This is a genomic window from Fodinicurvata sp. EGI_FJ10296, from assembly GCF_040712075.1.
In the GTDB taxonomy this organism is placed as follows: Bacteria; Pseudomonadota; Alphaproteobacteria; order DSM-16000; family Inquilinaceae; genus JBFCVL01.
In genome coordinates this window covers 175,843-201,407 of the sequence record NZ_JBFCVL010000006.1, presented here as the reverse complement: position 1 = coordinate 201,407, position 25,565 = coordinate 175,843, and the positions used below count along the sequence as shown (strand labels likewise).

Sequence of the window (25,565 nt, the reverse complement as noted above, 5' to 3'; positions counted from 1 at the left end):
CTGTAAGACCTCGCCTTGGTAAAGAAAACTACCATAAATTGCAATTAATTATTGCGGCGCAACCTCAGATGGCTACGTCACCGGTTCCCCAACAGACGTTCAGCCAGGCTGACCCAGTATTCTGTCCCCAGCGTCAGGGCGCGGTCGTTGAAGTCGAACGAAGGGTGGTGAAGCTGGGCGGTGTCGGCGCCCTCTTCAGCCGTGCCCATCCAGATATAGGCTCCCGGCTTCTTTTGCAGCATGAAGGCGAAATCTTCGGCTCCCATCACTGCAGGCGCATCGGGAAACGTCTTGCCGTCGTCGGCGACACGGGTCGCGACCTCGGCGGCGATGGCGGTCGACGCCGGGTCGTTCACAAGCGGCGGGTAACCCGTATGGAGCGTAAGTTCGACGCGTGCGCCGGTCATGGCTTCGACGCCGCGGCAGACAGACCCGATCGCATCGCGAACGCGGGCGACGAGCGCGTCATCGTAAGAGCGGATGGTGCCGCGCAGAGTCGCGGATGACGGTATCACGTTATAGGCATCGCCAGCCTGGAACTGGGTAACGGTGATCACGGCTTCGGCGTGGGTTTCGATCCGGCGCCGGATCAGCGTTTCGAGTTGGTGATGCAATTCGCAGCCGATGCCGATCGGATCGACGGCGGTATGGGGCCGCGCCGCGTGCCCGCCCTTGCCGTGGATGACGATGTCGAAATCGTCGACGGCGGCCATCGCCGGCCCGGGTCGCCACGCCAGCATTCCAAACGGATAGTGCGGCGAGTTGTGCAGTCCCCAAACGCTCTCCATCGGGAACTGGTCGAACAACCCGTCCTCGATCATGACGTTGGCACCGCCGCCATTCTCTTCGGCCGGCTGGAAGATGAAGCAGATCGTTCCCTTGAAGTCGGGATTTTCCGCCAGATGACGGGCGGCCCCCAGCAGCATCGTGGTATGGCCGTCGTGACCGCACGCATGCATCACGCCCTCACGCGTCGACGCATGAGGCAAACCGGTTTCCTCGACGATCGGCAAGGCATCCATATCCGCCCGCAAACCGATTGTCGGCCCATCCCCGCCCTGCCCGCGCAGCACGCCGACGACACCGGTTTTCGCCAGCCCGCGATGGATTTCGACGCCCCATTCCGCCAGCCGCTCCGCAACGAAAGCGCTGGTGTGCAATTCGTTGAAGGCCAGTTCCGGATAGGAATGGAGGTGCCGGCGCCACTCGGTAAGGTCGGCTTCCATGGCGGCGATACTGTTTCTGACGGGCATGCTCGTTCCTGACGGTTGCTCTGGTCACTCAGATCGGCGGACAATTCACATGGCCGGTCAGGCCGCGTATTTTTCCATGGCGGCGAGAATGGCGTCGCCCATGCCCGCCGTGCCGACCTGGGTCATGCCGGCGCCCATGATGTCACCGGTTCTGAGGCCCTGATTCAACACGTCACGCACCGAGTCTTCGATCACGCTCGCCGGTTCCGCCAGATCGAAACTGTATCGCAGCATCATCGCGAAGCTGAGAATGGTGGCAATCGGATTGGCGAGATTCTGGCCCGCGATATCCGGCGCCGATCCATGAACCGGCTCATAGAGTGCCTTGCGCCGGCCCTGCCCGTCAGTGGCGCCCAGGGATGCCGACGGCAGCATGCCGAGACTGCCGGTCAGCATGGCGGCTTCGTCGGAGAGCATGTCGCCGAAGAGATTGTCGGTCACGATGACGTCGAACTGCTTGGGATTGCGCACGAGCTGCATCGCGCAATTATCCGCCAGCATATGCTCCAGCTTCACGTCGGAGAAGGACTTCTCGTGCAGTGCGGTGACCTCTTCGCGCCACAACCGGCCGCTTTCCATCACGTTCATCTTCTCGACGGAATGGACGAGCTTGCCGCGCTTGCGGGCCAGATCGAACGCCACCGCCGCGACCCGATGGATTTCCGAGGTGGTGTAGACCTGCGTATTGATACCGCGGCGCTGGCCATCCGGCAGTGTCTCGATGCCGCGCGGCTCGCCGAAATAGACGCCGCCGGTCAACTCGCGCACGATCATGATGTCGAGGCCTTCGACAACTTCCCGCTTGAGCGACGAATGATCGGCAAGCGCCGGAAACACGACCGCCGGCCGCAGATTGGCGAACAGTTCCATTTCCTTGCGCAGGCGAAGCAGACCAGCTTCCGGCCGGACGTCGAACGGCAGGCCGTCATATTGCGGGCCGCCGACAGCGCCCAGCAGAACGGCATCCGCCGCCTGGGCGCGGGCCATCGCCGCATCGGTCAACGGAACGCCATGGGCGTCGTGGGAACATCCGCCTACCAGATCTTCTTCCACGGTGAATGCGACGTCGCGATTGCTGTTCAGCCAGTCGATCAGCCGACGGGTCTGGGCGATGACGTCCGGGCCAATACCGTCGCCCGGCAGCATAAGGATGGTCTTCTTAACGGTCATACTGCTTTCGATCCCGTCTCTGGTTCACCAAGTCGTCGATTTCCCGGGCACTGCTGCCATCGGGTTCGGCTGGTCCGGCTCAGAGCCAGGGCCGTTCCTGGGTGCGCTTTGCCTCGAACGCCTCGATTTCCGGCGCGTTCTTCAGCGTCAGGCCGATATCGTCAAGACCGTTCAACAGGCAGTGGCGGCGGAAGTCGTCGGTCTCGAAGGCGATTGTGCTGCCATCCGGGCGCGTGATCGTCTTCGATTCGAGATCCACGGTCAGCGATGCGCCCTGTTCGGCGTCGCCCATCAACGCGGCCAGGGTGGCGTCGTCCTTGATCGCGATCGGCAGGATGCCGTTCTTGAAGCAGTTGTTATAGAAGATGTCGGCGAAGCTCTTGGCGATGACGCACCGAAGGCCGAAATCGTTGATCGCCCACGGCGCATGTTCCCGCGATGAACCGCAGCCGAAATTGTCGCCGGCGACGAGGACCTTGGCCTGATCATAGGGGGGCGTGTCGAGCACGAACGGGATCTTGTTGCCGTCGGCATCATAGCGCAATTCATAGAACAGGCCGCGCGCGAGTCCCGAACGCTTGATTGTCTTCAGGAATTGCTTGGGTATGATCATGTCGGTGTCGACATTGTCCATCGGCATCGGTGCTGCAATGCCTGTAATCCGCTTGAAAGCTTCCATCCTGAAGAACCCCGATTTTTCTGGCCGTTCCGCCCGGGCCGGCCCGATTGCCACCCGGCTGGGTCGTGAGGCTTTTGTGCCACACTCCGCGTCCATGCTTAAGGGGTTTTTTGTCTCCCCACCCACCGCACAATCCGAAGCGGGCCCTGAGAACCCGGTCCTGAGAACGCGGCATCATGAATACGGCGGCTCCAGCACAAATGCGACATGGCGGTGGAGACCACGGGAAAGCCAGCGGGTTTCGATAACGGCAAGATCAAGGTCCCGGAACCGGTCCAGCCAGTGCGCCACCGGCGCAAAGTGCAGCCCGCCCGGCATTTGCCAGCCGCTGCGCAACCCGTTCAGGCCGTTGTCCATTGTCCACAGCAGCCATCGGCCCGCCGAGGTCCGATAGACGGATTCGGTGACGATCACGCGCCGTCGAGCCACTCGGGAGGCCTCTGCCAGAACGCGGACCGGATCGTCGCAATGATGCAGCGTCAGCATCACGAGCACGGTGTCGAAGCTGTTGTCGCCGAACGGGAATGTCAGCCCGTCGTAAAGTGTGAGCGGCAGAGTCGCAAGATTGAGATCGACCACATCGAGCAGCGAAACCATGAGCCCGATATCGTCATCGGCCAAAGCTTGCCCGACCCAACCTTCGGCCGCGCCGACGTCGAGCACCATCGGGCCAACCACGAAGGGCGCAACCGCCCGCGCGTTGATCAGAGCCCGGCGTTCCAGGCTGCGGTCCAACTGACGCTGGAAGAAGCTCCTTCCGGTTCGGCTTCGTTCGGAAGGCGGCCTGCCGGCTGACCGGTCGGTGCGGGCGATGGCCGTCATTTCGCCGCCTCACCGCTAGCCCGTTCATCCTCGGGCAATGCTTCGCGAAGAGCCCGGCGCGCAATACGGGTGATGTACCAAGTAACCGCGACGGTCGCCATCAACCCCACCACCTGGGTCGCCGTTTCCAGACCGCTGGCGTCGGGCCGGTCGCCGACAGCCGCACGGGCGACATCGCCGGCCAGCGAGCCGAGATAGACGTAGACGAGCGTCCCCGGCATCATGCCGATCCATGTCGCCAGGGCGTAATGCAGAAACGGGATCCGCGTCAGCCCATAGGCGTAGTTGATCAGGTTGAACGGAAATACCGGGCTCAGGCGGGTCAGGAATACGATCTTCCAGCCTTGTCGGCCCACGGCGCTGTCGATGGCTGAAAACCGGGGACTGCCGGCAACCCTACGCGCCACCATGTCCCGCGCCAGAAAGCGCCCGATAAGGAATGCCGCACAGGCGCCGACAGTGCTGCCCAGGGACACGACGACGAATCCGGTACCAAGACCGAACAAGGCGCCTCCGCCCAACGTAAAAATGAAGCCCGGCAGAAACAGGACTGTGAACAGAACATAAAGTGCGAAGAAGACGATATATCCGGTAAAGCCGAGTCCTTCGATCCATGTCAGCAGCGACACGCTGTAATCCTGGACCGGCAGGCTGACAATCGCGGCAACGATCAGCGCCACAACGGCGACCAGGATCGCTATCCGGCCGGTATTTCGGTAGGTCACGGACGATGCGGACATGAGCAGCCAACCTGTCATCATTTGGGTTCCCGGATCACGGTCCGGACTCTTCACCCACGCCGGGCCCGGCGCGATACCATTACTATGTCCGCCGACGCGCCGGTGGTGTCAACGCCGGGCGCCATAGTGATAACCGAGAGATGAGACAATGAATCTGCGTGCCGTCGAGACCTTTGTCGCCCTGGCCCGGCTCGGCAATTTCCGCGCCGTGGCGGAAAGCATGAACACCACACAGCCGGCCGTCTCTGCCCGGATCAAGGTCCTGGAGAACGATCTCGGAATCTCGCTGTTCGTTCGCGACAGCCGTGGCGTCCGGCTGACCGCCGAAGGCGTCGCCGCGCTGGTCCACGCGGAATCGGTCCTTCGCGCCATGCGGGCCATGCGCGAACGTCCCGCCGTCGACGGACCGTTCCGCGGCACGATCCGCATCGGCGCGATTGACGCCATCGTTCAGACCTGGCTCCCGCGGCTGATCGATCGTTTGCGGTCGAAATATCCCGGCGTCGGCGTCGAGATCAGCAACGACACGAGCTTTCGTCTGGCCCGGCAACTTGATGCCGACGAAACGGATATTGCCTTTTCGATACAGCAGTTGCCCGGCGAGCAGTTCGACAACACCATGATCTGCCGATACGCCATGGGCTGGGTCGCCAGCCCTTCGCTGATTGCCACCGACCGGACGCTGTCGGTCGCCGAGTTGTCGCGGCTACCGATGATCGTCTATCCGCCCGGCACACCACCATACCGGCTGAACACCGAGTATTTCGGCGGGACCTCGACGGTCGACGCGCCGGTGAACTCCTCGAACTCGCTGTCCAGCATGATCAGGCTGGTCCTTGATGGTCTGGGCGTCGCCGCCATCCCGCCGAATTGCGTGGAGCGGGAGATCCGGGAGGGTTCGTTGCTGGTCATCCCGGTCGAGAAGCCGTTTCCGCCCCTGCCATTCTATGCGTCAATCCGATCCAGCCGCCGCACGCCGCTGGTCGATGCCGTCCTGTCAGAAGCAGCCGACATCGCCGCCGGCTTCTCGATCGACGCGGTGGAGGATCGGTGAAATACCAAGGCGCGCAATAATTTTATCTTCGCACACCGCCCGATCCGATAAAAAATTTTGATCATCGCCATCGCATCAATCAATTAGACGACGACACATTTTGACCGCACACTCGTTTCCATAATGCTGAACGCAGAGCGCGTATCGGGGTCCGGAACGGACCACCACCAAGGGAGAGTCGGGTCGCTATGTCAGAGAAAACGCTGGAGCTCACGCTGGTCGAAGCCGGCGTCACAGCCAGAGCCACCATGTTCACCGATCTGGCCCCGGAAACCTGCCGGATCCTGGGCGAGGCGCTGAAAACACCGGTCACCGTCAAAACGGTCCACGCGATGTTCGCCGGCCCGGAGATCATGACCGGATTGCCGGCCGAAGCCCAAACCTTCGATCCGACCGCTATTCCGAATGAAAACCAGACCTGTTTCCCCGGTGCCGGAGAGATCCTCTGGTACTATCAGGGCCGCAACGCGATGAAGGGGCTGCCCGAGGAACTGTGGGAAATCGGCATCTTCTATGGCACTGGCGGCCGGACATTCGGCCCGCTGGGATGGACGCCCGTCAATATCTTCGCGCAGATCACCGACGGACTTGATGCTTTCGCCGAAGCCGCGGCAGCGACGCGCACCGAGGGGCTGAAGACCCTGCGTATTGAATGCAAATAGCGGGAACAGGCCCGGTTTTCATACCACCTGTTCGGCGCATGAAAGGGAAGGCAAAACGATGAGAATTGCAGCATATGGACTATCGGCCCTCGCATTGACGGCGGCGATGGCGGGAACGGTCGCCTCGACCGCGGCAGCCCAGGAAACGCTGGTCATCAACTCCTTCGGCGGCGCCTATGAAGACGCTCACCGCGAACTGGTGATCGAGCCGTTCGAAGAAATGTATGATGTCGACTTGCAGGTCGTCACGGCCTATTCGGCAGACATGCTGTCCCAGCTTCGCGCGCAGGCCGGCAATCCGCAGTTCGACGTCGCCCATTTCTCCGGCGGTCAGGAAGTCATCGCGGCCGAAGAAGGCCTGCTGGAGCCGATCAGCCGCGACGAACTCGAATATGCCGACGAGCTCTATGACTTCGCCGTCGAAGGGCTGGATAACGGTGTCGGTCCGGTCTATTCCGTCGCCGCTGTCGGGATGCTCTATAATACCGAGGCGCTCGAAACGGCGCCGGCGAGCTGGCAGGACCTGTGGAACGACGACTACGCCGGCCATATCGTCCTGACCGATATCTCCAATACCTACGGCTTGCTCGGTCTGTTGATGATCAACCAGGTTCATGGCGGCGATCTCGACAATATCCAGCCCGGTCTGGACGCTGTGTCGGAGTTGCTCGACCGCTCGGTGATCGTGCGCTCGTCGCCCGAAATCCAGCAGAATTTCGCCCAGAACGATGCCTGGATCGCGCCCTACGCTCAGGACTACGGACACACGCTGCGCGAAGCCGGGCTGCCAATCGATTTCGTTCAACCTGAGGAAGGCTCGCCAGCCGTGTTCATTACAGCGAATGTCGTGGCGGGCCGCGAGAACACCGATCTGGCCAAGAAGTTCGTCGACTTCTCGCTGCGGGCCGAGGCGCAGATCGGCTGGGCGGAAGCGCTGCGCTATTCGCCCACCAACCGGACGGCGGAACTGCCCGAGGAACTGGCGGCACAGGTGCTTTACGGTGAAGAAGCCATGGCCAATCTGGTCACCTTCGATCCGCAGGTCGTCAACGACCGCCGCAGCGAGTGGACCGACATGTGGAATCGGATGATCACCCAGTAACTCGACGAGCAATACAGCCAGTAACCCGCCCGACACCACAGACCGAGGACGATCGATAGATATGAGCGCCACCTCCGGCCGTCAGTCCCGGCGCGAAGCGATACTGCTGATCACGCCGGGGGTGGCGCTGCTGATCGGCGGGTTCCTGTTTCCGGCCTTCCAGATCCTGGCGATGGCCTTTGTCCCCGCGACGGAGGATGCCGGGATCTGGTCGAATTTCGCCCGCTTCTTTGTCGACGGCTATTACCTGGGCGTCACCGAACGCACGCTCAGGCTCTCGGTGATCATCACCGCGATTACCGTCGTGCTGGGCTTCCCGATCGCATACATAATCGCACGTAGCGGTCCACGGCTGAGGCTGGTGCTGCTGATCATGACCATCCTGCCGCTGATGACCTCCGTCGTCATCCGGACATTCGGGTGGGTGATCGTACTTTCGCGCGGCGGGCCGCTGACCGATATCCTGCACGCCGCCGGTCTGGTCGAGCGGAACTTCGCGCTGCTTTATACCGAAACCGGTATCGTTCTGGCCATGGTGCAGGTGCTGCTGCCATTCATGGCGATCACAACGCTGGGCGCCATTTCAGCGATCGACACCCGGATCGAGGAAGCGGCCCGAACCATGGGCTGCAGTTTCTGGCGCAGTCTCTGGCATGTGGTCCTGCCCCTGTCGATCCCCGGTATCGTCTCCGGCTCCCTTCTCGTCTTCGCGCTGTCGATCAGCTCCTTCGTCACGCCGTCACTGGTCGGTGGCGTGCGATTGCCGGTGCTTGCCTGGTCGATCTATCAGCAGGCGACATCGACGCTCGACTGGCATTTCGCGGCGGCCCAGTCCGTCTTTCTGCTGCTGCTGGTGATGGCCATCATCATTCCCTATCTCGCCCTGATGCGGAGGAAGAATGGTTAACCGCGTACCGTTCGCCGCCCGCGCGACCGCCGTCATCCTGGGCGCGGCCATTCTGTTCTTCATGCTGGCACCACTGGCTGTGGTCGTCGGGGCATCGCTGACCGCCGGGCAGTTCCTGTCGTTCCCGCCGCAAGGGTTGTCGCTGCGCTGGTATCAGGCCGTACTGTCGTCGCCGGCCTATCTGAGTGCCGCCTGGACATCGCTGCAACTGGCGGTACTGGTCATGGTGGCGGCCACCGTGATCGGCACGCCGGTGGCCATCGCCCTGACCCGGCACCGCCTGCCTGGATCCCAGATCGTTGCAGGGCTGTTCCTGTCGCCGCTGATCCTGCCGACGATCATCTTCGGCATTGGCATCCTGATCTTCTTTTCCCTGTATGCCGACGGTCCGTCACTGACGGCGCTATGGCTTGGCCATACGGTGATCACACTGCCCTATGTCATCCGCACGGTCATTGCCGTGCTCGAAGACAGCGACCCGGCGGTCGAGGAAGCGGTCCGCACCATGGGCGCCAACTGGTGGCAGCGCTATTGGCACGGCATTCTGCCCCAATGCTATGGCGGCATGGCCGCCGGCGCCTTTTTCGCCTTCAACATTTCCTTCGACGAGGCCGTGATCGCGCTCTTTCTGCGCACGCCGGAGCTTCAGACCCTGCCGCTGAAGATCTATGCCGAACTCGAATTCAGCCCGGATCCGTCCGTCGCCGCCGTTTCCACGGTCATGATCGCCATGACGGTGGTCCTGATCGTGATCATCGACCGGCTGCTCGGACTCGGCCGCGTAACCGGATAGGCCCGACTTAATGGCAAGCGTACAGATCAATTCGATCGACAAGAGTTTCGGCACGTTCCAGGCCCTGAATCAGGTGACGCTGGACATACCCGACGGGGCGTTCGTGTCGTTGCTGGGGCCGAGCGGTTGCGGCAAGACCACCCTGCTTCGCATCATCGCCGGGCTGGAGACCGCCACCAGCGGTGACGTGATCATCGACGGCACGCCGGTCACCGGGCTGGCGCCGGAACATCGCGATCTGGCGATGATGTTCCAGTCCTATGCTCTGCTACCTCACATGTCGGTACTTGAGAATGTCCGCTTTCCACTGCGCATGCGCGGCAATGATGCCAAGGCGGCCCAGTACGAGCGCGCCCGCGAGGCTCTGGAAATGGTCAAGCTGGACCATCTGGCCGACCGGCGGCCCCGTCAGCTCTCCGGTGGCCAGCAGCAGCGGGTGGCGCTGGCGCGGGCGATCGTCGCCCGGCCCCGGGTCCTGTTGCTGGATGAACCGCTGTCGAATCTCGATGCCCGGCTGCGCGAAGACATGCAGATCGAACTGATCCAGCTGCACAAGACCCTGGGCTTCACCACCATCTTCGTGACCCACGATCAGGAAGAGGCATTGTCGCTGTCGGATCTGGTCGTTCTGATGCAGGCCGGAAGAATAGAGCAGAGTGGCGCGCCACGCGATCTTTACGCCGCCCCCGGCAGCGCTTTTGCCGCCGATTTCATCGGCGCCGCCAACCTGATCGAAGCGGAGATCCAGCAATCGCCTGAAGGCTGGACCGCACGCATCACGCCGACACTGGAGGTCGCCATCGACGCGCCGCCGGACGGCCGCACCGGACGGCGGCACATCGCGTTGCGTCAGGAAAGCGCCACCTTCAGCGCCGAGGGTCCTGTCGACGGCATGGTGGCCGCTCCGGCGGTACTGGAGACAGCCGTGTTCCTGGGCGGGAAGACCCGCTATATCACCCGGCTGGGGTCCGAGGGCAATGGACCGGAAGTGAAGATCCTGAGCCCCGCCGATACCCGAACCTCCCCGCCATCGCCGGGGCCGGGCCATCTGTCCTGGATGCAGGACGCGATCCGGGTCGTCGACTAGCCTGCCGGCGAATCGCCGTGCGCGTGGAACGCGCAGCACAATGATCGCGGCAGGCGACTCGAACAGCGACAGCGTTGTCCGGCCCAACGCCGCGTTTTCGTCTCCCGAACCGTGGACGGCGGAGCCTGCCGCCGGTTCGGCGATCCCATGATATCCCAAATCCCACCCGCCGGTACTACCGCCCTACCCATAATTTCCCAAGCCATGGGATTTTCCGAGATGAGAACATTAAACGAACAAAGTCAAAGTTCGTTCAGTCGCTCTCTGGACAGTGAAGCGGAAAAAGCGCAGGTTTACAGGCACTAAGGTGGTACGGCCGATTTATGTTAAAGAAAGTAAATTTCTTAACATCTGTAAACCTTTATTGGCCATTCCAATTGACGCCCCACGAACGCCCATGATATCCCATATTGTCCCAAGCGTGATCGCTGGGGCCGGTTCGTTCTGGCCGGCTTCAGGAGCGGCCGCCTTCTACACAGGATCGGGGATGGGGATATTTATGCTCGCAGTAGTTGCTTAGTAATCAAAGCATCTGGAGCTAACGCGATAGGAATTCGATGCGGCGCTTCACGGCACGTCACCTCAACAAGATCGACAAGAAAGGACGGACCAGCGTGCCCGCCTCCTTTCGTTCGATCGTGGAGACGTCCGGGGCGCCGATCATCTACCTGAAGCCAAACGAAGTCGAAGGCTGCATCGATTGCCTGACCGAGGCTTTCATGGCTGAAGTCGAACGCCGGATCGACGAACTCGATATCGGCTCGGAAGAGCGTGACGACCTTGAAGAAGAGTATTTCGCCGAAAGCATCGCCGTTCGCTTCGACACCGAGGGCAGAATAGTAATTCCAGCCGACCTTAAAGAACTTGCCGAAATCGATGCCGAAGTCGTGTTCGTCGGCAAGGGCAGTCATTTCGAGATCTGGGAGCCGGGCCGCCACGGCGCGCGCCGGGCCGAACGGACCGAGCGCCGGGCGCGGCGCACCCTTCCCAAGGCACCGCGCTCCGGATCGGGCGATTCAAGACGCCTGGAGGTCGCGGAATGACCGACACCAGCCAACTGGAAAACGCCCGCCCGCCTCATACTCCGGTCATGATCGATCAGGTATTGGCGGCGCTTGACCTTCAGCCCGGCACGGTCGTGGTCGACGCGACCTATGGGCGCGGCGGTTACACTACCCGATTTCTGCAGGCCGCCGATTGCCGGGTGATCGCGGTCGATCGCGATCCCGAGGCCATCGCCCACGCCCGGACGGCGGCCGAGTCCCTTGCCGGCCGCCTGACGCCGATCCAGGCCTGCTTCGGCGACCTGGCGAGCGTCATCGACAGCGTCGTCGGGGGGCCGGTGGATGCCATCGCCATGGATCTGGGGGTTTCGTCCCCGCAGCTCGACGACGCCCGGCGCGGTTTTTCGTTCCGCTACGACGGTCCGCTCGACATGCGTATGGGTACGACTGGTCCGACGGCGGCCGACCTGGTGAACACGCTCGACGAAGCCGATCTGGCGGCGATCATCCGCGATCTGGGTGAGGAGCGGCACGCGCGGCGCGTCGCGCGAACCATCGTCGAGCGCCGCCGCGAAACGCCGTTCAGCACGACCGCCGATCTTGGCAACGTCATCCGATCGGTGGTCCGGCGCGCCCGCGACGGCATCGATCCGGCCACACGAACCTTTCAGGCCTTGCGCCTTCAGGTGAACGACGAGCTGGGCGAACTCGACCGCGGCCTGGTCGCGGCGGAGAAACTGTTGCGGCCGGGCGGACGTCTGGCCGTCGTTTCCTTTCACAGCCTGGAAGACCGCCGGGTCAAACATTTCCTGGCCGACCGGTCCGGGCGTCGGGCGGGCGGCTCACGCCATATGCCGGCCGCCAGCGATGCTTTTGAAACGAAAGCCCCCACCTTCGAACTGATCACTCGAAAGGCGCTCATCCCCTCGGAAGCCGAGCAGAAATCCAACCCGCGCGCGCGTTCGGCCCGGATGCGCGCCGCTCTCAGAACGTCGGCGCCGGCATGGTCGGACAGTCATTCGGGAGAAGCCGCATGATCCGCGCATCCAATGTCGTCATAACGGTTGCCGTCGCGATGGCCGCCGGCATGGTGTTCAAAACGAGCCACGAGGTGTCGACTCTGGAAAGCCGGCTGAACGGGCTGAACCAGCAGATCGCCCGCGAGCAGGAAGCGATCCGGGTCCTGCGCGCGGAATGGGCCTATCTCAACCGGCCAGGCAGACTGCGGGCGCTGGCGGAAAACTACAGCGCGCTGAGACCGTCCGAAGGCGACCAGATGATCGCATCGTTCGCGGAGATTCCCGAACCGCTTAAGGGGCCGGAGGTCTTCGACACCCTGCCGGTGCCCGCGGCGAAACCGGACCGGCCGAATTCCCCGGCGCCCCCGATTGCCCAGGCAGGTCCCGACGATCCGATCGGCCTTTTGCTGGCACGCTCGGAAGAAGACGAGCGCGCGCCATGACAGCCGTTCACGCAACCGACGATCTTCCGATCCGACGACGCCGATCCATGCCGCAGGCCGACAGCACGAGCCTGTCGGCGGCAATCGATGTCGCGCGCATGCGTCTGGTCGTCACCGCTCTGGTATTCACACTCGGCTTTCTGGCCATCGGCCTGCGGCTCGTCGACGTGACGGTCCTGCGCGCGGACAGTCCCGCGCGCGTGGCAAATCTGGCGGGTGTGGCCGGGTCCCTTGGCGGCCGCTCCGATATTCTCGACCGCAACGGCAACGTTCTGGCGACGAGCCTGCCGATCGCCTCCGTCTTTGCCGATCCACTGATGGTCATCGACCCCGTCGAAGCCGCCGAACGGCTCGCAAGCGTGCTCCCGGAACTGAATCGCGACCGGCTGGTCGAACAACTTTCAAGCGATCGGCGCTTTATCTGGATCAAACGGGGCCTGACGCCGGCCCAGCACGAGGCCATTAACCGGCTGGGCATTCCCGGCGTCGCCTTCGACCGCGAAGAACGCCGCCTCTATCCGGTGGGCAACGTCGTCAGCCATGTTCTTGGCTATACCAATCTGGACAATGTCGGCATCGCCGGTGTCGAGCAGCATTTCGACGACCTGCTGGCTTCCGGCGTCGCGCCACTGGAGCTCAGCCTCGATCTGCGCATTCAATCCATGGTGCGCGACGAATTGCACGCCAGCATCGAGGATTTCCGCGCCATCGGGGGTGCGGCAATGGTCATGGACATCCGGTCCGGCGAAATCGTGTCGATGGTGTCGCTGCCCGATTTCGACCCCCACGACCGGGGCAACGCGACCGACGAACAGATTTTCAACCGCAATACTCTGGGCGTCTACGAGATGGGGTCGACGTTCAAGATCTTTAACACCGCCATGGCACTGGAATCCGGCGTCGCGACCATGACCAGCGGCTACGATGCGTCCGATCCGATCCGCATCGGCCGTTTCACGATCAACGATTTTCATGGTGAGGATCGCTGGCTGACCACGCCGGAGGTTTTCACCTTTTCCTCGAATATCGGCTCGGCCCGCATGGCCATGGATGTCGGCAGCGCCTATCAGCAGGAGTTCCTGCACCGGCTCGGCCTGACGACGACGCCACGCTTCGATCTGCCGGAAGTCGGCTCACCGATTGCGCCGAGCCGCTGGCGCGACGTCAACATGATGACCATCTCGTTCGGGCACGGCATTTCCGTCAGCCCGCTGCAACTGGCCACGGCCGTCGCCGCAGTCGTCAATGACGGCATCATGGTCGAGCCGACGCTGATCCGACGCGACCCCGAGGACTACCCGGAGGGCGAACGTGTTCTGTCGCAGCGGACATCGGAACAGATGCGCCGTCTGCTGCGGCTGGTGGTCGCCGATGGCACCGGCGGCAATGCCGATGTCCCCGGCTATTTCGTCGGCGGCAAGACCGGCACCGCACAGAAGACAGGCGGCGGCGGATACTCGGCGAACGCACGGCTGTCGTCGTTCGTCTCGGCCTTTCCGATGCACGACCCGCGCTACGTCGTCTTTGCCATGCTCGACGAGCCGCAGGGACTGGAGCGCACCTATGGCTATGCGACCGGCGGCTGGACGGCGGCTCCGCTGGTCGGCCGCATTGTCGCCCAAATGGGGCCCATGGTGGGCCTGCGGCCGGAAGACCCCGAGGACCCGGCGATACTGAACGCGCTGGAACTGGACAACGCACCGAACCTCGAAGAGCAGGCCGAGGGTCAACTGGCGGCTTTCACCAACTGATGCGGGATGCGATCCGGATGGCAGGAGATACGGCTATGACAGCAAACAGGGAAGCGGACGGCGGACTGCCGGCGGGCCTTTCGGGGTTGACCGCCGACAGCCGTCTCGTGCGTCCCGGTTTCCTGTTCGCCGCCCTGCCCGGGAGCCGGGCGGATGGCCGCGCCTTTATCGGCGATGCGCTGACAAACGGCGCCAGCGCTATTCTTCTGCCCGAAGGCAGCACCCTTGCCCCGGATATCGAGGCAAGACTCGCCACTGTCACGACGATCGAGGATCCGGCGCCGCGCCGCCGATTCGCGCTCATGGCCGCTGCGTTCTACAATCGCCAGCCGGCCACCATCGCCGCCGTGACCGGCACCAACGGCAAGACGTCGGTCGCCAGCTTCACGCGGCAGATATGGGAAACGCTTGGCCACCGCAGCGCGTCGCTGGGAACGCTCGGGCTGGTCCGCGACGGCCGGACCGTCGCCGGCGCCATGACGACGCCGGATCCGGTCGCGCTTCATGCCGATCTGGCTGAACTGGCCGACGACGGCATCACGCATCTGGCGCTGGAAGCCTCCAGCCACGGCCTTGATCAGTACAGGCTCGACGGTCTGCGGGTGACTGCGGCGGCCTTCACCAACCTCAGCCACGATCATCTCGACTATCACGGGACAATGGAGGCGTATCTCGCGGCCAAGATGCGGTTGTTCACCGACGTCCTGCTGCCCGAGGGAACGGCGGTCCTGAACGCCGATGTTCCGGAATTCGGTATTCTTGCCGACGCCTGCGCACGCGCCGGTCGCCGGGTCATCGACTATGGCCGCGCCGCCGCGGCGCTGCGGCTCGCCGATCTGACGCCCAGGGGCGATGGCCTCAGCCTTTCGGTGACCTATGACGGCCGACCCGCCGTCGCCATCGAGTTGCCTCTGATGGGCGCGTTTCAGGCCGAAAACGCGCTGTGCGCCGCCGGTCTGGCGATCGCCGGCGGGAACGACCCCGATGACGTCCTTGCGGCTGTCTCGCGCCTGACAGGTGTTCACGGGCGTATGGAACGGGTTGGATGCCATCCCGGCGGCGCCCCGGTAGTGGTCGACTTCGCGCATACGCCGGATGCGCTGGAAACGGTACTGACGGCCGTGCGTCCGCATGTCGGTGCCGGATCGGCCGGACGGTTGGTCGTCGTTTTCGGCTGCGGTGGCGACCGCGACCGCACGAAGCGGCCGCTGATGGGCAAACTCGCCACTGAGCTGGCCGATATCGTGTACGTCACCGACGACAATCCGCGCAGTGAAGATCCGGCCACCATCCGCGCTGCCATTCTTGCAGCGGCCCCGGGCGCGGTGGAGATCGGCGACCGGCGTGCCGCTATCGAACGGGCGATCATTTCGCTGGAACGGGGCGACGTTCTGGTCATCGCCGGCAAGGGGCACGAGACCGGCCAGATCGTGGGCAACGAAATTCGCCCCTTTGACGACGTTCAGGTCGCCGCAGGCGTCATTTCACGACTGACTGCGGAGGCAGGGCAATGACGCGATCCGATCTGCCGCTCTGGACCTCCGAAGAAGCAGCCGCCGCCACCGACGGTGCCTTGCCGGTCGGCAGCGGCGCCCGCTGGACAGCGCATGGCGTGAGCATCGACAGCCGCGCGGTAAAGCCGGGCGACCTTTTCGTCGCCCTGGCAGGCGAGCAGACTGACGGCCACCGGTTCGTCGATGCGGCATTGAAGGCCGGCGCGGCCGCGGCTGTCGTTTCCCGCCCCATTCCGGGCGCCGGGCCGGACGCACCGTTGCTGAGCGTTGCCGACACGACGGAAGCACTGGTCGCACTGGGCAGTTTCGCCCGGTTGAGGTCGACCGCACGCATCGCCGCGATCACCGGATCGGTGGGCAAGACCGGCACCAAGGAAGCGCTGCGTCAGGTTCTGGCCGATCAGGCGCCGACCACCGCGACGATCGGGAACCTGAACAACCACTTCGGCGTTCCGCTCAGTCTGGCGCGGCTGCCTTCGGCGAGCCGGTTCGGCGTGTTCGAGGTCGGGATGAACCATGCTGGCGAGATCGCTCCGCTTTCGGCCCAGATCAAGCCCCATCTCGCCCTGATCTCGTCGGTCGACGCCGTCCATCTGGAGCATTTCGCTTCGGTCGAGGGCATCGCCGACGCCAAGGCCGAAATCTTTACCGGCATGGGACCGTCGGGCGCGGCCGTGCTGCCTCGTGACAACCCTCATTTCCCTCGGCTGCTTGCGCACGCACGAACCCAGGGCCTGACCCGCGTCCTCAGCTTCGGCGCCGATCCGGCCAGTGATGCGCGTCTGATTTCCTACACACTCGGCGCCGACGGATCGGACGTCGAAGCCGAGATTCTCGGCAACCCGGTTCGGTACACATTGCCGGTACCCGGATATCACTGGGTCGTGAATACGCTGGGCGTGCTGCTGGCGGCACAGGTGATGGGCGCTTCGTTGGAGCGGGCGGTCGAGAGCCTGAAAAGCCTGTCCGTACCGGCCGGGCGCGGACGCCGCGAGACCCTCGCGCTCGCCGCGGACACACCGGGCGGCGGTGCGGATACCTTCGACCTGATCGACGAAAGCTACAATGCCAGCCCCGTGGCCGTCGCCGCGGCCCTCAAGGTTCTGGGCGCACAGACGCCAAAGCCCGGTGCGCGGCGCATCGCGATCCTGGGCGATATGCTCGAACTGGGGCCGTCGTCGGCCGACCTGCACCGGGATCTGGCGCCGGCGGCCATCGACGCCGCCGTCGATCTCGTCTTCACCGCCGGTCCCATGGCGGCCCACATTTCCGAAGCCCTGCCCGAGCCGATGCGCGGCGGGCATGCGAAGGACAGCGCCAGCCTGGCGCCGATCGTGGCGGCGGCCATTCGCCCCGGCGACATCGTCATGGTCAAGGGTTCGCTGGGCGCGCGCATGGCAACGATCGTTCAGGCGCTTCGGGCACTGGGAACGGACGCGAACACCGGCAGCGGCCTCCGCTCACACTCGGGGGGACGCTGACGGATGCTGTATCACCTGCTGTTCCCGCTGCGCGACGAATTCACGGCGTTCAACCTGTTCCAGTACATCACGTTCCGGACCGGGGGCGCGATCGTCACGGCGCTGCTGATCGCGTTCATCCTGGGGCCATGGCTGATCGACTGGCTGCGCGCGCGCCAGGGCACCGGACAGCCGATCCGCGAGGACGGCCCGGAGTCCCATTTCACCAAGCGCGGCACCCCCACCATGGGCGGGCTGATGATCCTGATCGGTGTCAGCGTATCGACACTGTTATGGGCAAACCTGAATAACCAGTATGTCTGGCTGGTCGTGCTGGTGACGACCGGGTTCGGGCTGATCGGGTTCGGCGACGACTATCTGAAGCTGACAAAACACAATCCCAAGGGCCTTCCAGGCAAGTTCAAGCTGATCTGCCAGATAACCATCGCGGCCATCGCGGCAATCTGGTTCGTCACGATCACGCCGGGCCAGCTTGCCACCGGGCTGGCCATTCCGTTCGTCAAGGACGTCCTGATCAATCTGGGCGTGTTCTTCATACCCTTTGCCGTGTTCGTGATGGTGGGGTCGTCCAATGCCGTCAATCTGACCGACGGGCTGGACGGGCTGGCCATCGTGCCGGTGATGATCGCCGCCGCCTGCTTCGGGTTCATCTCTTACGTCGCCGGCAACATCATTTTCGCCGATTACCTGCAGATCCACCACACGCCCGGAACCGGCGAACTCGCCGTCTTCTGCGGCGCACTGATCGGCGCCGGGCTCGGTTTCCTCTGGTTCAACGCGCCGCCAGCCATGGTGTTCATGGGTGACACCGGCTCGCTGTCCATGGGCGGCGCGCTGGGCGCCGTCAGCATCGTGACCAAGCATGAACTGGTGCTTGCCATCATCGGCGGGCTGTTCGTGCTCGAAACGGTATCGGTCGTCGTTCAGGTCGTCTCGTTCAAGCTGACGGGGCGCCGCGTGTTCCGGATGGCGCCGCTGCATCACCATTTCGAGAAAAAGGGGTGGGCCGAGCCGACCGTCGTCATTCGCTTCTGGATCATCGCCGCCATTCTGGCGCTGGTCGGCCTTTCGACCCTGAAGCTGAGGTGACGGCATGATCGACCTCGGCTTTCTGCGCGGACAGACATTGATGATCCTGGGGCTGGGTGCTTCCGGTCTGGCGACGGCGCGTGCCCTGACCGCGTCGGGTGTTGCCGCCATGGCCTGGGACGACAGCGCCGATCGTCGGTCGGCCGCGGAGTCCGGGGGGATCCTGATCGGAGAACCGACGGCAGGCACGCTGGCGGCGGTCGACGGCCTCGTCCTGTCGCCGGGTATCCCCCGGTCGCACCCGGCGCCGCATCCGGGCGTCGCAGCTGCCATGGCAGCGGGTTGCCCCATTCTTTCGGACATCGACCTTCTGGCCCGCGCGGTGCCCAATGCCCGGTACCTTGGCATCACCGGCACCAACGGCAAGTCGACCACGACCGCCCTGATCGGCCACCTGCTCCACGAAGCCGGACTGCCGGTCGCTGTCGGCGGCAATCTCGGTCCGCCGGCCCTGGGGCTGGACACGCTGCCCGATGGGGGCTGGTATGTGCTGGAACTGTCGTCCTATCAACTCGAAACAATCGATACGGTGCCCTGGTCGATCGGCGTGTTCCTGAACCTGACCGCCGACCATCTGGACCGCTACGCCGATATCGGCGCCTACCGGGCCGCCAAGGAACGACTTTTCGCAACGATGCTTCCGGGAGCCACAGCCGTGGTCGGCGTCGATGACGACGCATCGCGCCAGATTGCGGCCGGCCTCCGGCAGCGATCGGATCTCTCGGTCGTCACGATCTCCGGTCAGGGGCCGGAAGAAGCCGACGGACCGGCGGACATCCGTGCCGATCATGGCTGGCTGCACGACCGCACCGACGGCACGCGCCGCGCGGTCGTCGATGTCGGCGCCTGCCAGACCCTGCCCGGACGCCACAATCACCAGAATGCCGCCGCGGCCTATGCTGCGTGCCGGGCGGCCGGCGTGCCGGCGGCGACGATCGCGGCGGCAATGCCCCGCTTTCGCGGCCTTCCCCACCGGCAGCAACTGGTCGCGCACCGGGCCGGCGTTACCTTCGTCAACGACAGCAAGGCCACCAATCCCGAAGCCGCGGCCAAAGCCCTGTCGAGCTATCCGGCGATCTTCTGGCTGGCGGGCGGCCTGCCGAAACCGGGCGGATTCGGCCAGCTGGCTGCCCATCTCGGCGCGGTGCGCGCCGCGTTCGTGTTCGGGACGGCCGCCGACGATATCCGCGCCATCACAGAATCCCGCCGAATTCCCGTGACGGTCTGCACGACCATGGACGAAGCCGTGCGACAGGCACACGAAGCCGCCCGCGCCGCCGTCGCCAGCGGAACCATCGACGATGCAGTCGTCCTGCTTTCACCCGCCTGTGCATCCTTCGACCAATTCCGCAACTTCGAGGAGCGCGGCGACCGCTTCATCGACACGGTGCGGCATCTGGCCGACCAGCAAGACGGGGGGCCGCGGTGATGCCGACGATCGCCCGTACCGATACGTCGCTTTTCGGCCAATGGTGGTGGACCGTCGACCGCTGGGCGCTGACGCTGGTGGTGGCGCTGATCGGCATTGGCGCGATCCTGGTGGCTGCCGCCAGCCCGCCCGTCGCGGCGCGGATCAATCTGGACGAATTCCATTTCGTGCAGCGCCATCTCGTCTACACCATACTGGCGTCTGGCGTGCTGGTCGGAACGTCATTGCTGGGCCCGACGGGAATCCGGCGGCTGGCGCTCAGCGTTCTGATCGTCGGCCTGATCATGCTGGTACTGACGCCGATTGTCGGTGCCGAAATAAAGGGCGCGCGCCGGTGGATCCAGTTGCCGGGCATATCGTTCCAGCCTTCGGAATTCGTCAAGCCGGCGTTCATCGTCATCGCCGCCTGGCTGTTCACGCTGGGCAAGGTCCATCCCCGGTTTCCGGGCGCTGCCGCGTCGACGGCCCTGTTCCTGACCATTCTGGGCCTGCTGGTCCTTCAGCCCGATATGGGGATGGCCGTCGTCGTTACCGCCGTGTGGGGCATTCAGTTCTTTCTGGCGGGGCTGCCAATGCCGGCCGTCCTGGTGCTGGGAGCCATCGCAGCAGGCGGGATGATCAGCGCCTATTATCTGTTGCCGCATGTCGCCAGCCGCGTCGATCGGTTCCTTGACCCGTCTTCCGGCGACAGCTATCAGATCGGCCGCTCGCTTGAGGCGTTCACCAATGGCGGCATCTTTGGCGCCGGACCGGGTGAAGGCCGGGTCAAGACGACGCTCCCCGATGCCCATGCCGATTTCATCTTCGCCGTTGCCGGCGAGGAATTCGGCCTGATCTGGTGCCTTATCCTGCTGTCCCTGTTCGCCGTGCTCGTCGTCCGGGGATTCGTCAGGCTGGCATCAGAAAACAGCCTGTTCATCATTCTGGCGACCAGTGGGCTTCTGGTTCAATTCGGACTGCAAAGCCTGATCAACATGGGTTCGTCGCTGCACCTCATTCCGACCAAAGGCATGACCTTGCCCCTGATTTCCTACGGCGGATCGTCGATGGTCGCCGTCACCTTCGGTCTCGGCATGGTGCTGGGCCTGACCCGGCGACGGCCGGGGCAGGACAGCGGCTGGACGGGAGGCATGCCATGACCTCAGCACTGCCCCGTTCGCTGATCGCACTGGCTGCCGGCGGCACCGGTGGCCACATGTTCCCGGCCGAGGCCCTGGCCCGCGAACTGGTCTCGCGCGGCCATCCGGTCATGGTGCTGACCGACCGACGCGGCGAGATTTTCGCCGACGCGGCCGGTGGCGTCGAGGCTCACCGCATCCGATCATCGACACTGAAGCCGGGACTGGTCGGCAAGCTCCGTACCGCGGTCGATCTGGTCGCTGGCTATTTTCAATCCGCGCGGCTGTTCAAGGCCCGCCGTCCGGCCGCCGTGGTCGGATTCGGCGGCTATCCGTCGGCGCCGCCGGTCGCGGCAGCCGGCCGACAGGGCATTCCGGTGATGCTGCACGAGCAGAACGCGATTCTCGGCCGTGCCAACCGGCTGCTGGCGCGCTGGGCATCGCATCTGGCGACCGGCATCCCGCTGGTCGGCGATGTACCGGCTCATCTGTCGTCGCGCACGACAGTAACCGGCAACCCGGTCCGCACCGCGATCGCCGATCTCGCCGACCGGGGGTATGCGGCGCCAATGGCAAACGGGCCGATCCATCTGCTCGTTCTCGGCGGCAGTCAGGGCGCGCGTGTCTTCAGTTCTGTCATCCCCGACGCCCTCACCCGGCTTGCGGAGCCGCTGCGGCGTCGCCTGCAGGTCAGCCAGCAATGCCGCCCGGAAGATATGGACGCCGCCCGCGCGGCCTATGCCGGATCGGAAATCGATGTCGAGCTTTCGACCTTCTTCACCGATGTTCCCGACCGGTTGGCGCGGGCGCATCTTGTCGTCTGCCGATCGGGTGCATCGACGGTCGCCGAGATCACGGCGGCCGGCCGGCCGGCAATCCTCGTGCCCTATCCACACGCCATGGACGACCATCAGACGGCAAACGCCACCGCGCTGGATCGTCAGGGCGCGGGTTGGATGATGCCGCAGCCGACGTTTACGGCCGACGCCCTGGCTATCAGGATCGACGCGCTGATTTCCGACGGCGACGATCTGACCCGCGCCGCAACGGCGGCACGCGGGCTTGGTCGACGCGACGCGGCTGCCCGCCTGGCCGATCTGGTCGAGACCCTTACTCAGGAAACGGCCGTACTCGGCCGGGAGGCTTCGGCATGAGACACATGCCCCTCGACATCGGCATCATTCATTTCGTCGGGATCGGCGGCATCGGCATGAGCGGTATCGCCGAGGTGCTGCACAATATCGGCTATACGGTGCAGGGCAGCGACATCGCCGACAGCGCCAATGTCCAGCGCCTCCGGGACCTGGGCATTCCGGTCATCGTCGGTCACGCGGCCGAGAACGTCCACGAAGTGGCCGTCATCGTCGTTTCTTCGGCCATTCAGCCCGACAATGCGGAACTCATCGCCGCGCGCAGCCATATGATCCCGGTCGTTCGGCGCGCCGAGATGCTGGCGGAACTGATGCGCCTGAAATGGTCGATCGCGGTCGGCGGCACCCACGGCAAGACAACCACGACGTCATTGGTGGCGACCATGGTCGACGCCGCGGGTTTCGACCCGACGGTCATCAATGGCGGCATCATCAACGCCTATGGCACCAATGCCCGCCTGGGTGACGGCGACTGGATGGTCGTCGAAGCAGACGAAAGCGACGGCACCTTTACCAAGCTGCCGGCGACGGTGGCGGTGGTCACCAATATCGACGCCGAGCACCTGGACTTCTACGGCTCGTTCGACGAGATCCGGGCCGCGTTCGAGCAGTTCGTCACGTCGATCCCTTTCTACGGCTTCGCGGTGATGTGCATCGACCATCCCGAAGTTCAGGCCATGATCCCGCGCGTCCTTGATCGCCGGATGGTCACCTATGGCTTCAGCCCGCAGGCGGATATCCGGGCGGTCAATACCCGGACCGTCCCCGGTGGCAGTCAGTTCGACATCGTCGTCGCGGACAGGGCGACCAGTTCGACCCGGTCCATCCGGCAGGTGTTCCTGCCGATGCTCGGCCGGCACAATGTGCAGAACGCTCTGGCCGCCATCGGCATCGGCCTGGAAATGGGCGTCACCGACGAGGCCCTGCGCGAGCATCTGGCCGCCTTCACCGGCGTCAAGCGGCGGTTCACCATCACCGGGGTGGCAAACGAGATCACCGTCGTCGACGACTATGGACACCACCCGGTCGAAATCGCCGCAGTCCTGGGCGCCGCCCGGGCCGCCGCGCAGAACACCGGCGGCCGCGTGATCGCCGTGGTTCAGCCGCACCGCTATTCCCGACTTGCCGCGCTGTTCGAAGACTTCTGCACCTGCTTCAACGATGCCGACGGCGTGATCGTCGCCCATGTCTATGCGGCGGGCGAGGAACCGCGCCGGGGCGCCAATCGCGACGCGCTCGTCGAAGGTCTGCGGACACACGGCCACCGCCTTGTCATGCCGCTGCCGGGGCCGGAACACCTGGCCGACATCGTGAACGAGATGGCACGACCCGGCGACATGGTCGTCTGTCTTGGCGCCGGCAACATCACTCAATGGGCCAACGCCCTGCCCGATCAGATCCGCGCCCTCAAAGGCGACGGGTCGGAAGACGGAGGCCCGGCATGAACCAGGAAATCAACCCGAGCGGGCGCAGCAAGCGCATCACCGTGCTTTACGGCGGCTGGTCGGCGGAACGCGAAGTCAGCCTTGTATCCGGCAAGGCCTGTGCCGAGGCGCTGTCCAGCCGCGGTCATGACGTCGTGCTGACCGATGCCACGCGCGACCTGCCGGCGCTGATCGCGGCCCTGACCGAAGCCGCCCCGGAAATCGTCTTCAACGCCCTCCACGGCAAGGGCGGCGAGGACGGGACGATTCAGGGCGTGCTGGACGTCCTCGGCGTTCGCTACACCCATTCCGGCGTCCTGGCTTCGGCCTTGGCGATGGACAAACAAATGGCGAAGAAGGTCCTCGGCGCTGCCGGGATTCCGGTGCCGGCAGGAGAAATCGTGCCCGTTGCAGACCTGCGCGCCGGGCTGTCCATGACGCCGCCCTGTGTCGTCAAACCCAACGACGAGGGGTCGAGCGTCGGCGTCCATATCGTCCAGCCCGGCGACAACCGCACGGCCATCTGGGACGACTGCCCCGACGGTGCGCAGTTTCTGGTCGAGCCCTATATCCGGGGGCGTGATCTGACGGTTGCCGTCATGGACGGATCGGAAGGCCCGAAAGCACTGGCCGTGACCGAAATCGCCCCTCGCGAAGGGTTCTACGACTATCGCGCCAAATATACAGCTGGCTATGCCGATCACATCGTTCCGGCCCGTGTTCCCGATGCGGTCACCGATGCCTGCCTCGATTTCGCAGCCCGCGCCCATGCCGCCCTGGGATGCCGGGGCGTGAGCCGCGCCGACTTCCGGTTCGACGACGAGCGTCCGGGTGCGGAAGGCCTGTTCATGCTCGAGGTCAATACCCAGCCCGGCATGACGCCGTTGTCGCTGGTTCCGGAACAGGCGGCTTATCGCGGCATCGATTTCGCCGATCTCTGCGAATGGCTCGTGGAGGTTGCGCAATGACCCGGCATTCGACGAGCGCCGCCGCCCAGCGGCAGGCAGCGAAAGGCCGGGCCGCAACCCGGCGAGCCGGGGCAGGACGAGGCCGGCTTCGCCGTTGGACCGGCGGCCGGCTTGGCGGCCTCAAGGTCGCGCTGCCGGCACTCGCCACTTCGGTGATTTTCCTGGGGATCGTCTGGTCCCTTGCATCGGGATGGGGGCCGAGAAGCGTCGACGAAGTGCGGGCGGCGACGCTCGACGCGACCGGCGATGCCGGGTTCCGCATCGAGGAAGTGCTGGTGGCCGGCCGCGATCAGACCGACCGCGAGGCGATCCTCACCGCGCTCGGGGTGACGCGGGGCGATCCGATCCTGGGGTTCGATCCCCATCTGGCCCATGAGCGGGTGATGGGTCTGCCCTGGATACGCTCGGCTTCGATCGAACGGCGGCTGCCTGGCACGATCCTCGTCCGGATCGAGGAACGCGTTCCGATGGCGCTTTGGCAGCACGAACGTCAGCACAAGCTGATCGACCGCGAGGGAAACGTGCTGGCGGACCATGACCTGCAGAATTTTACCCATCTGCCCATGGTCGTCGGCCGGGAAGCCCACCGCAACGCCCGCTCGTTCCTGGATGTCCTCGGCCAGTACCCGGAGATCGCGGACGAGGTCGAGGCCGCGATCAGGGTCGGCGAACGCCGGTGGGACCTGCGCCTCACCAGCGGGGTCGAGGTCCGGCTGCCCGAAACCGGTCTGACTCCGGCGCTGAACGAGTTGAGCCGCATGATGCACGAGGTCGACCTTTTCGACCGGGACGTGGTGGCGATCGATCTGAGACTGGAGGATCGGCTGATCGTCCAGACGTCGCCGATGGCGACGGAACGCCGCGGCTTGCCCGAGGAGAATACGTGAATGAGCCCCGTCAATGCA

General features: G+C 64.5%; 24 protein-coding genes. 19 read left to right on the top strand and 5 right to left on the bottom strand.

Features of this window, described 5'->3' with window-relative positions:
* Nucleotides 1–77: 77 nt before the first annotated feature.
* The 5 genes from ABZ728_RS14645 to ABZ728_RS14625 all read right to left on the bottom strand — a co-directional run bounded on the left by ABZ728_RS14645 (nucleotide 78) and on the right by ABZ728_RS14625 (nucleotide 4,685).
* Complete coding sequence (locus ABZ728_RS14645) at nucleotides 78–1,253, bottom strand: M20 aminoacylase family protein (protein ID WP_366656956.1); 1,176 nt, start codon at nucleotides 1,251–1,253, stop codon at nucleotides 78–80.
* A 57-nt stretch (nucleotides 1,254–1,310) separates the two neighbouring features.
* A complete protein-coding gene (gene leuB / locus ABZ728_RS14640) occupies nucleotides 1,311–2,423 on the bottom strand; it encodes a 3-isopropylmalate dehydrogenase (RefSeq protein ID WP_366656955.1) in 1,113 nt (370 codons plus the stop codon).
* Between the two features lie 79 nt (nucleotides 2,424–2,502).
* Entirely contained in the window at nucleotides 2,503–3,102 is a 600-nt protein-coding gene (gene leuD / locus ABZ728_RS14635) for a 3-isopropylmalate dehydratase small subunit (RefSeq protein WP_366656953.1), read from the bottom strand.
* 174 nt (nucleotides 3,103–3,276) lie between these two features.
* Nucleotides 3,277–3,924, bottom strand: a complete 648-nt coding sequence (locus tag ABZ728_RS14630; RefSeq protein ID WP_366656952.1) for a methyltransferase domain-containing protein — start codon at nucleotides 3,922–3,924, stop codon at nucleotides 3,277–3,279.
* On the bottom strand, nucleotides 3,921–4,685 hold the full coding sequence (locus ABZ728_RS14625; RefSeq protein ID WP_366656951.1) for a TVP38/TMEM64 family protein: 765 nt from the start codon (nucleotides 4,683–4,685) through the stop codon (nucleotides 3,921–3,923). The genes ABZ728_RS14630 and ABZ728_RS14625 overlap by 4 nt, the downstream gene beginning before the upstream one ends.
* A 127-nt stretch (nucleotides 4,686–4,812) precedes the next feature.
* Here ABZ728_RS14625 and ABZ728_RS14620 point away from each other — a divergent pair, with 127 nt between their 5' ends.
* The 19 genes from ABZ728_RS14620 to ABZ728_RS14530 all read left to right on the top strand — a co-directional run bounded on the left by ABZ728_RS14620 (nucleotide 4,813) and on the right by ABZ728_RS14530 (nucleotide 25,547).
* Nucleotides 4,813–5,718: a LysR family transcriptional regulator gene (locus ABZ728_RS14620; RefSeq protein ID WP_366656950.1), complete on the top strand. Its 906-nt coding sequence runs from the start codon at nucleotides 4,813–4,815 to the stop codon at nucleotides 5,716–5,718.
* Nucleotides 5,719–5,906: 188 nt separating this feature from the next.
* Nucleotides 5,907–6,380 (top strand): DUF3830 family protein, encoded by a 474-nt coding sequence (locus ABZ728_RS14615; RefSeq protein ID WP_366656949.1) that lies wholly within the window; start codon nucleotides 5,907–5,909, stop codon nucleotides 6,378–6,380.
* Nucleotides 6,381–6,438: 58 nt separating this feature from the next.
* Nucleotides 6,439–7,482 (top strand): ABC transporter substrate-binding protein, encoded by a 1,044-nt coding sequence (locus ABZ728_RS14610; protein ID WP_366656948.1) that lies wholly within the window; start codon nucleotides 6,439–6,441, stop codon nucleotides 7,480–7,482.
* 61 nt (nucleotides 7,483–7,543) lie between these two features.
* Nucleotides 7,544–8,389, top strand: coding sequence for an ABC transporter permease (locus tag ABZ728_RS14605; protein WP_366656947.1), 846 nt, complete (start codon nucleotides 7,544–7,546; stop codon nucleotides 8,387–8,389).
* Entirely contained in the window at nucleotides 8,382–9,182 is an 801-nt protein-coding gene (locus ABZ728_RS14600; protein WP_366656946.1) for an ABC transporter permease, read from the top strand. Before ABZ728_RS14605 ends, ABZ728_RS14600 begins: the two co-directional genes overlap by 8 nt.
* A gap of 10 nt (nucleotides 9,183–9,192) precedes the next feature.
* Nucleotides 9,193–10,269 (top strand): ABC transporter ATP-binding protein, encoded by a 1,077-nt coding sequence (locus ABZ728_RS14595; RefSeq protein WP_366656945.1) that lies wholly within the window; start codon nucleotides 9,193–9,195, stop codon nucleotides 10,267–10,269.
* Between the two features lie 557 nt (nucleotides 10,270–10,826).
* Nucleotides 10,827–11,312: a hypothetical protein gene (locus ABZ728_RS14590; protein ID WP_366656944.1), complete on the top strand. Its 486-nt coding sequence runs from the start codon at nucleotides 10,827–10,829 to the stop codon at nucleotides 11,310–11,312.
* A complete protein-coding gene (gene rsmH / locus ABZ728_RS14585) occupies nucleotides 11,309–12,310 on the top strand; it encodes a 16S rRNA (cytosine(1402)-N(4))-methyltransferase RsmH (protein ID WP_366656943.1) in 1,002 nt (333 codons plus the stop codon). Before ABZ728_RS14590 ends, rsmH begins: the two co-directional genes overlap by 4 nt.
* Entirely contained in the window at nucleotides 12,307–12,735 is a 429-nt protein-coding gene (locus ABZ728_RS14580; protein ID WP_366656942.1) for a hypothetical protein, read from the top strand. Before rsmH ends, ABZ728_RS14580 begins: the two co-directional genes overlap by 4 nt.
* Nucleotides 12,732–14,486 (top strand): penicillin-binding protein 2, encoded by a 1,755-nt coding sequence (locus ABZ728_RS14575; RefSeq protein WP_366656941.1) that lies wholly within the window; start codon nucleotides 12,732–12,734, stop codon nucleotides 14,484–14,486. Before ABZ728_RS14580 ends, ABZ728_RS14575 begins: the two co-directional genes overlap by 4 nt.
* A 35-nt stretch (nucleotides 14,487–14,521) precedes the next feature.
* Nucleotides 14,522–16,000 carry a UDP-N-acetylmuramoyl-L-alanyl-D-glutamate--2,6-diaminopimelate ligase gene (locus ABZ728_RS14570; protein ID WP_366656940.1) on the top strand — a complete coding sequence of 493 codons (1,479 nt, stop codon included), beginning with the start codon at nucleotides 14,522–14,524 and terminating at the stop codon, nucleotides 15,998–16,000.
* Entirely contained in the window at nucleotides 15,997–17,481 is a 1,485-nt protein-coding gene (locus ABZ728_RS14565) for a UDP-N-acetylmuramoylalanyl-D-glutamyl-2,6-diaminopimelate--D-alanyl-D-alanine ligase (RefSeq protein WP_366656939.1), read from the top strand. Before ABZ728_RS14570 ends, ABZ728_RS14565 begins: the two co-directional genes overlap by 4 nt.
* A 3-nt stretch (nucleotides 17,482–17,484) precedes the next feature.
* Nucleotides 17,485–18,570: a phospho-N-acetylmuramoyl-pentapeptide-transferase gene (gene mraY / locus ABZ728_RS14560; protein WP_366656938.1), complete on the top strand. Its 1,086-nt coding sequence runs from the start codon at nucleotides 17,485–17,487 to the stop codon at nucleotides 18,568–18,570.
* 4 nt (nucleotides 18,571–18,574) lie between these two features.
* Nucleotides 18,575–19,999: a UDP-N-acetylmuramoyl-L-alanine--D-glutamate ligase gene (murD, locus tag ABZ728_RS14555; protein WP_366656937.1), complete on the top strand. Its 1,425-nt coding sequence runs from the start codon at nucleotides 18,575–18,577 to the stop codon at nucleotides 19,997–19,999.
* On the top strand, nucleotides 19,999–21,138 hold the full coding sequence (gene ftsW / locus ABZ728_RS14550) for a putative lipid II flippase FtsW (RefSeq protein WP_366656936.1): 1,140 nt from the start codon (nucleotides 19,999–20,001) through the stop codon (nucleotides 21,136–21,138). Before murD ends, ftsW begins: the two co-directional genes overlap by 1 nt.
* The gene (murG, locus tag ABZ728_RS14545; RefSeq protein WP_366656935.1) at nucleotides 21,135–22,271 is read left to right on the top strand and encodes an undecaprenyldiphospho-muramoylpentapeptide beta-N-acetylglucosaminyltransferase; all 1,137 of its coding nucleotides are present in this window, start codon (nucleotides 21,135–21,137) and stop codon (nucleotides 22,269–22,271) included. Before ftsW ends, murG begins: the two co-directional genes overlap by 4 nt.
* Nucleotides 22,268–23,713: a UDP-N-acetylmuramate--L-alanine ligase gene (murC, locus tag ABZ728_RS14540; RefSeq protein WP_366656934.1), complete on the top strand. Its 1,446-nt coding sequence runs from the start codon at nucleotides 22,268–22,270 to the stop codon at nucleotides 23,711–23,713. Before murG ends, murC begins: the two co-directional genes overlap by 4 nt.
* Nucleotides 23,710–24,660: a D-alanine--D-alanine ligase gene (locus ABZ728_RS14535; protein ID WP_366656933.1), complete on the top strand. Its 951-nt coding sequence runs from the start codon at nucleotides 23,710–23,712 to the stop codon at nucleotides 24,658–24,660. Before murC ends, ABZ728_RS14535 begins: the two co-directional genes overlap by 4 nt.
* The gene (locus tag ABZ728_RS14530; protein WP_366656932.1) at nucleotides 24,657–25,547 is read left to right on the top strand and encodes a cell division protein FtsQ/DivIB; all 891 of its coding nucleotides are present in this window, start codon (nucleotides 24,657–24,659) and stop codon (nucleotides 25,545–25,547) included. The genes ABZ728_RS14535 and ABZ728_RS14530 overlap by 4 nt, the downstream gene beginning before the upstream one ends.
* Nucleotides 25,548–25,565 lie beyond the last annotated feature (18 nt).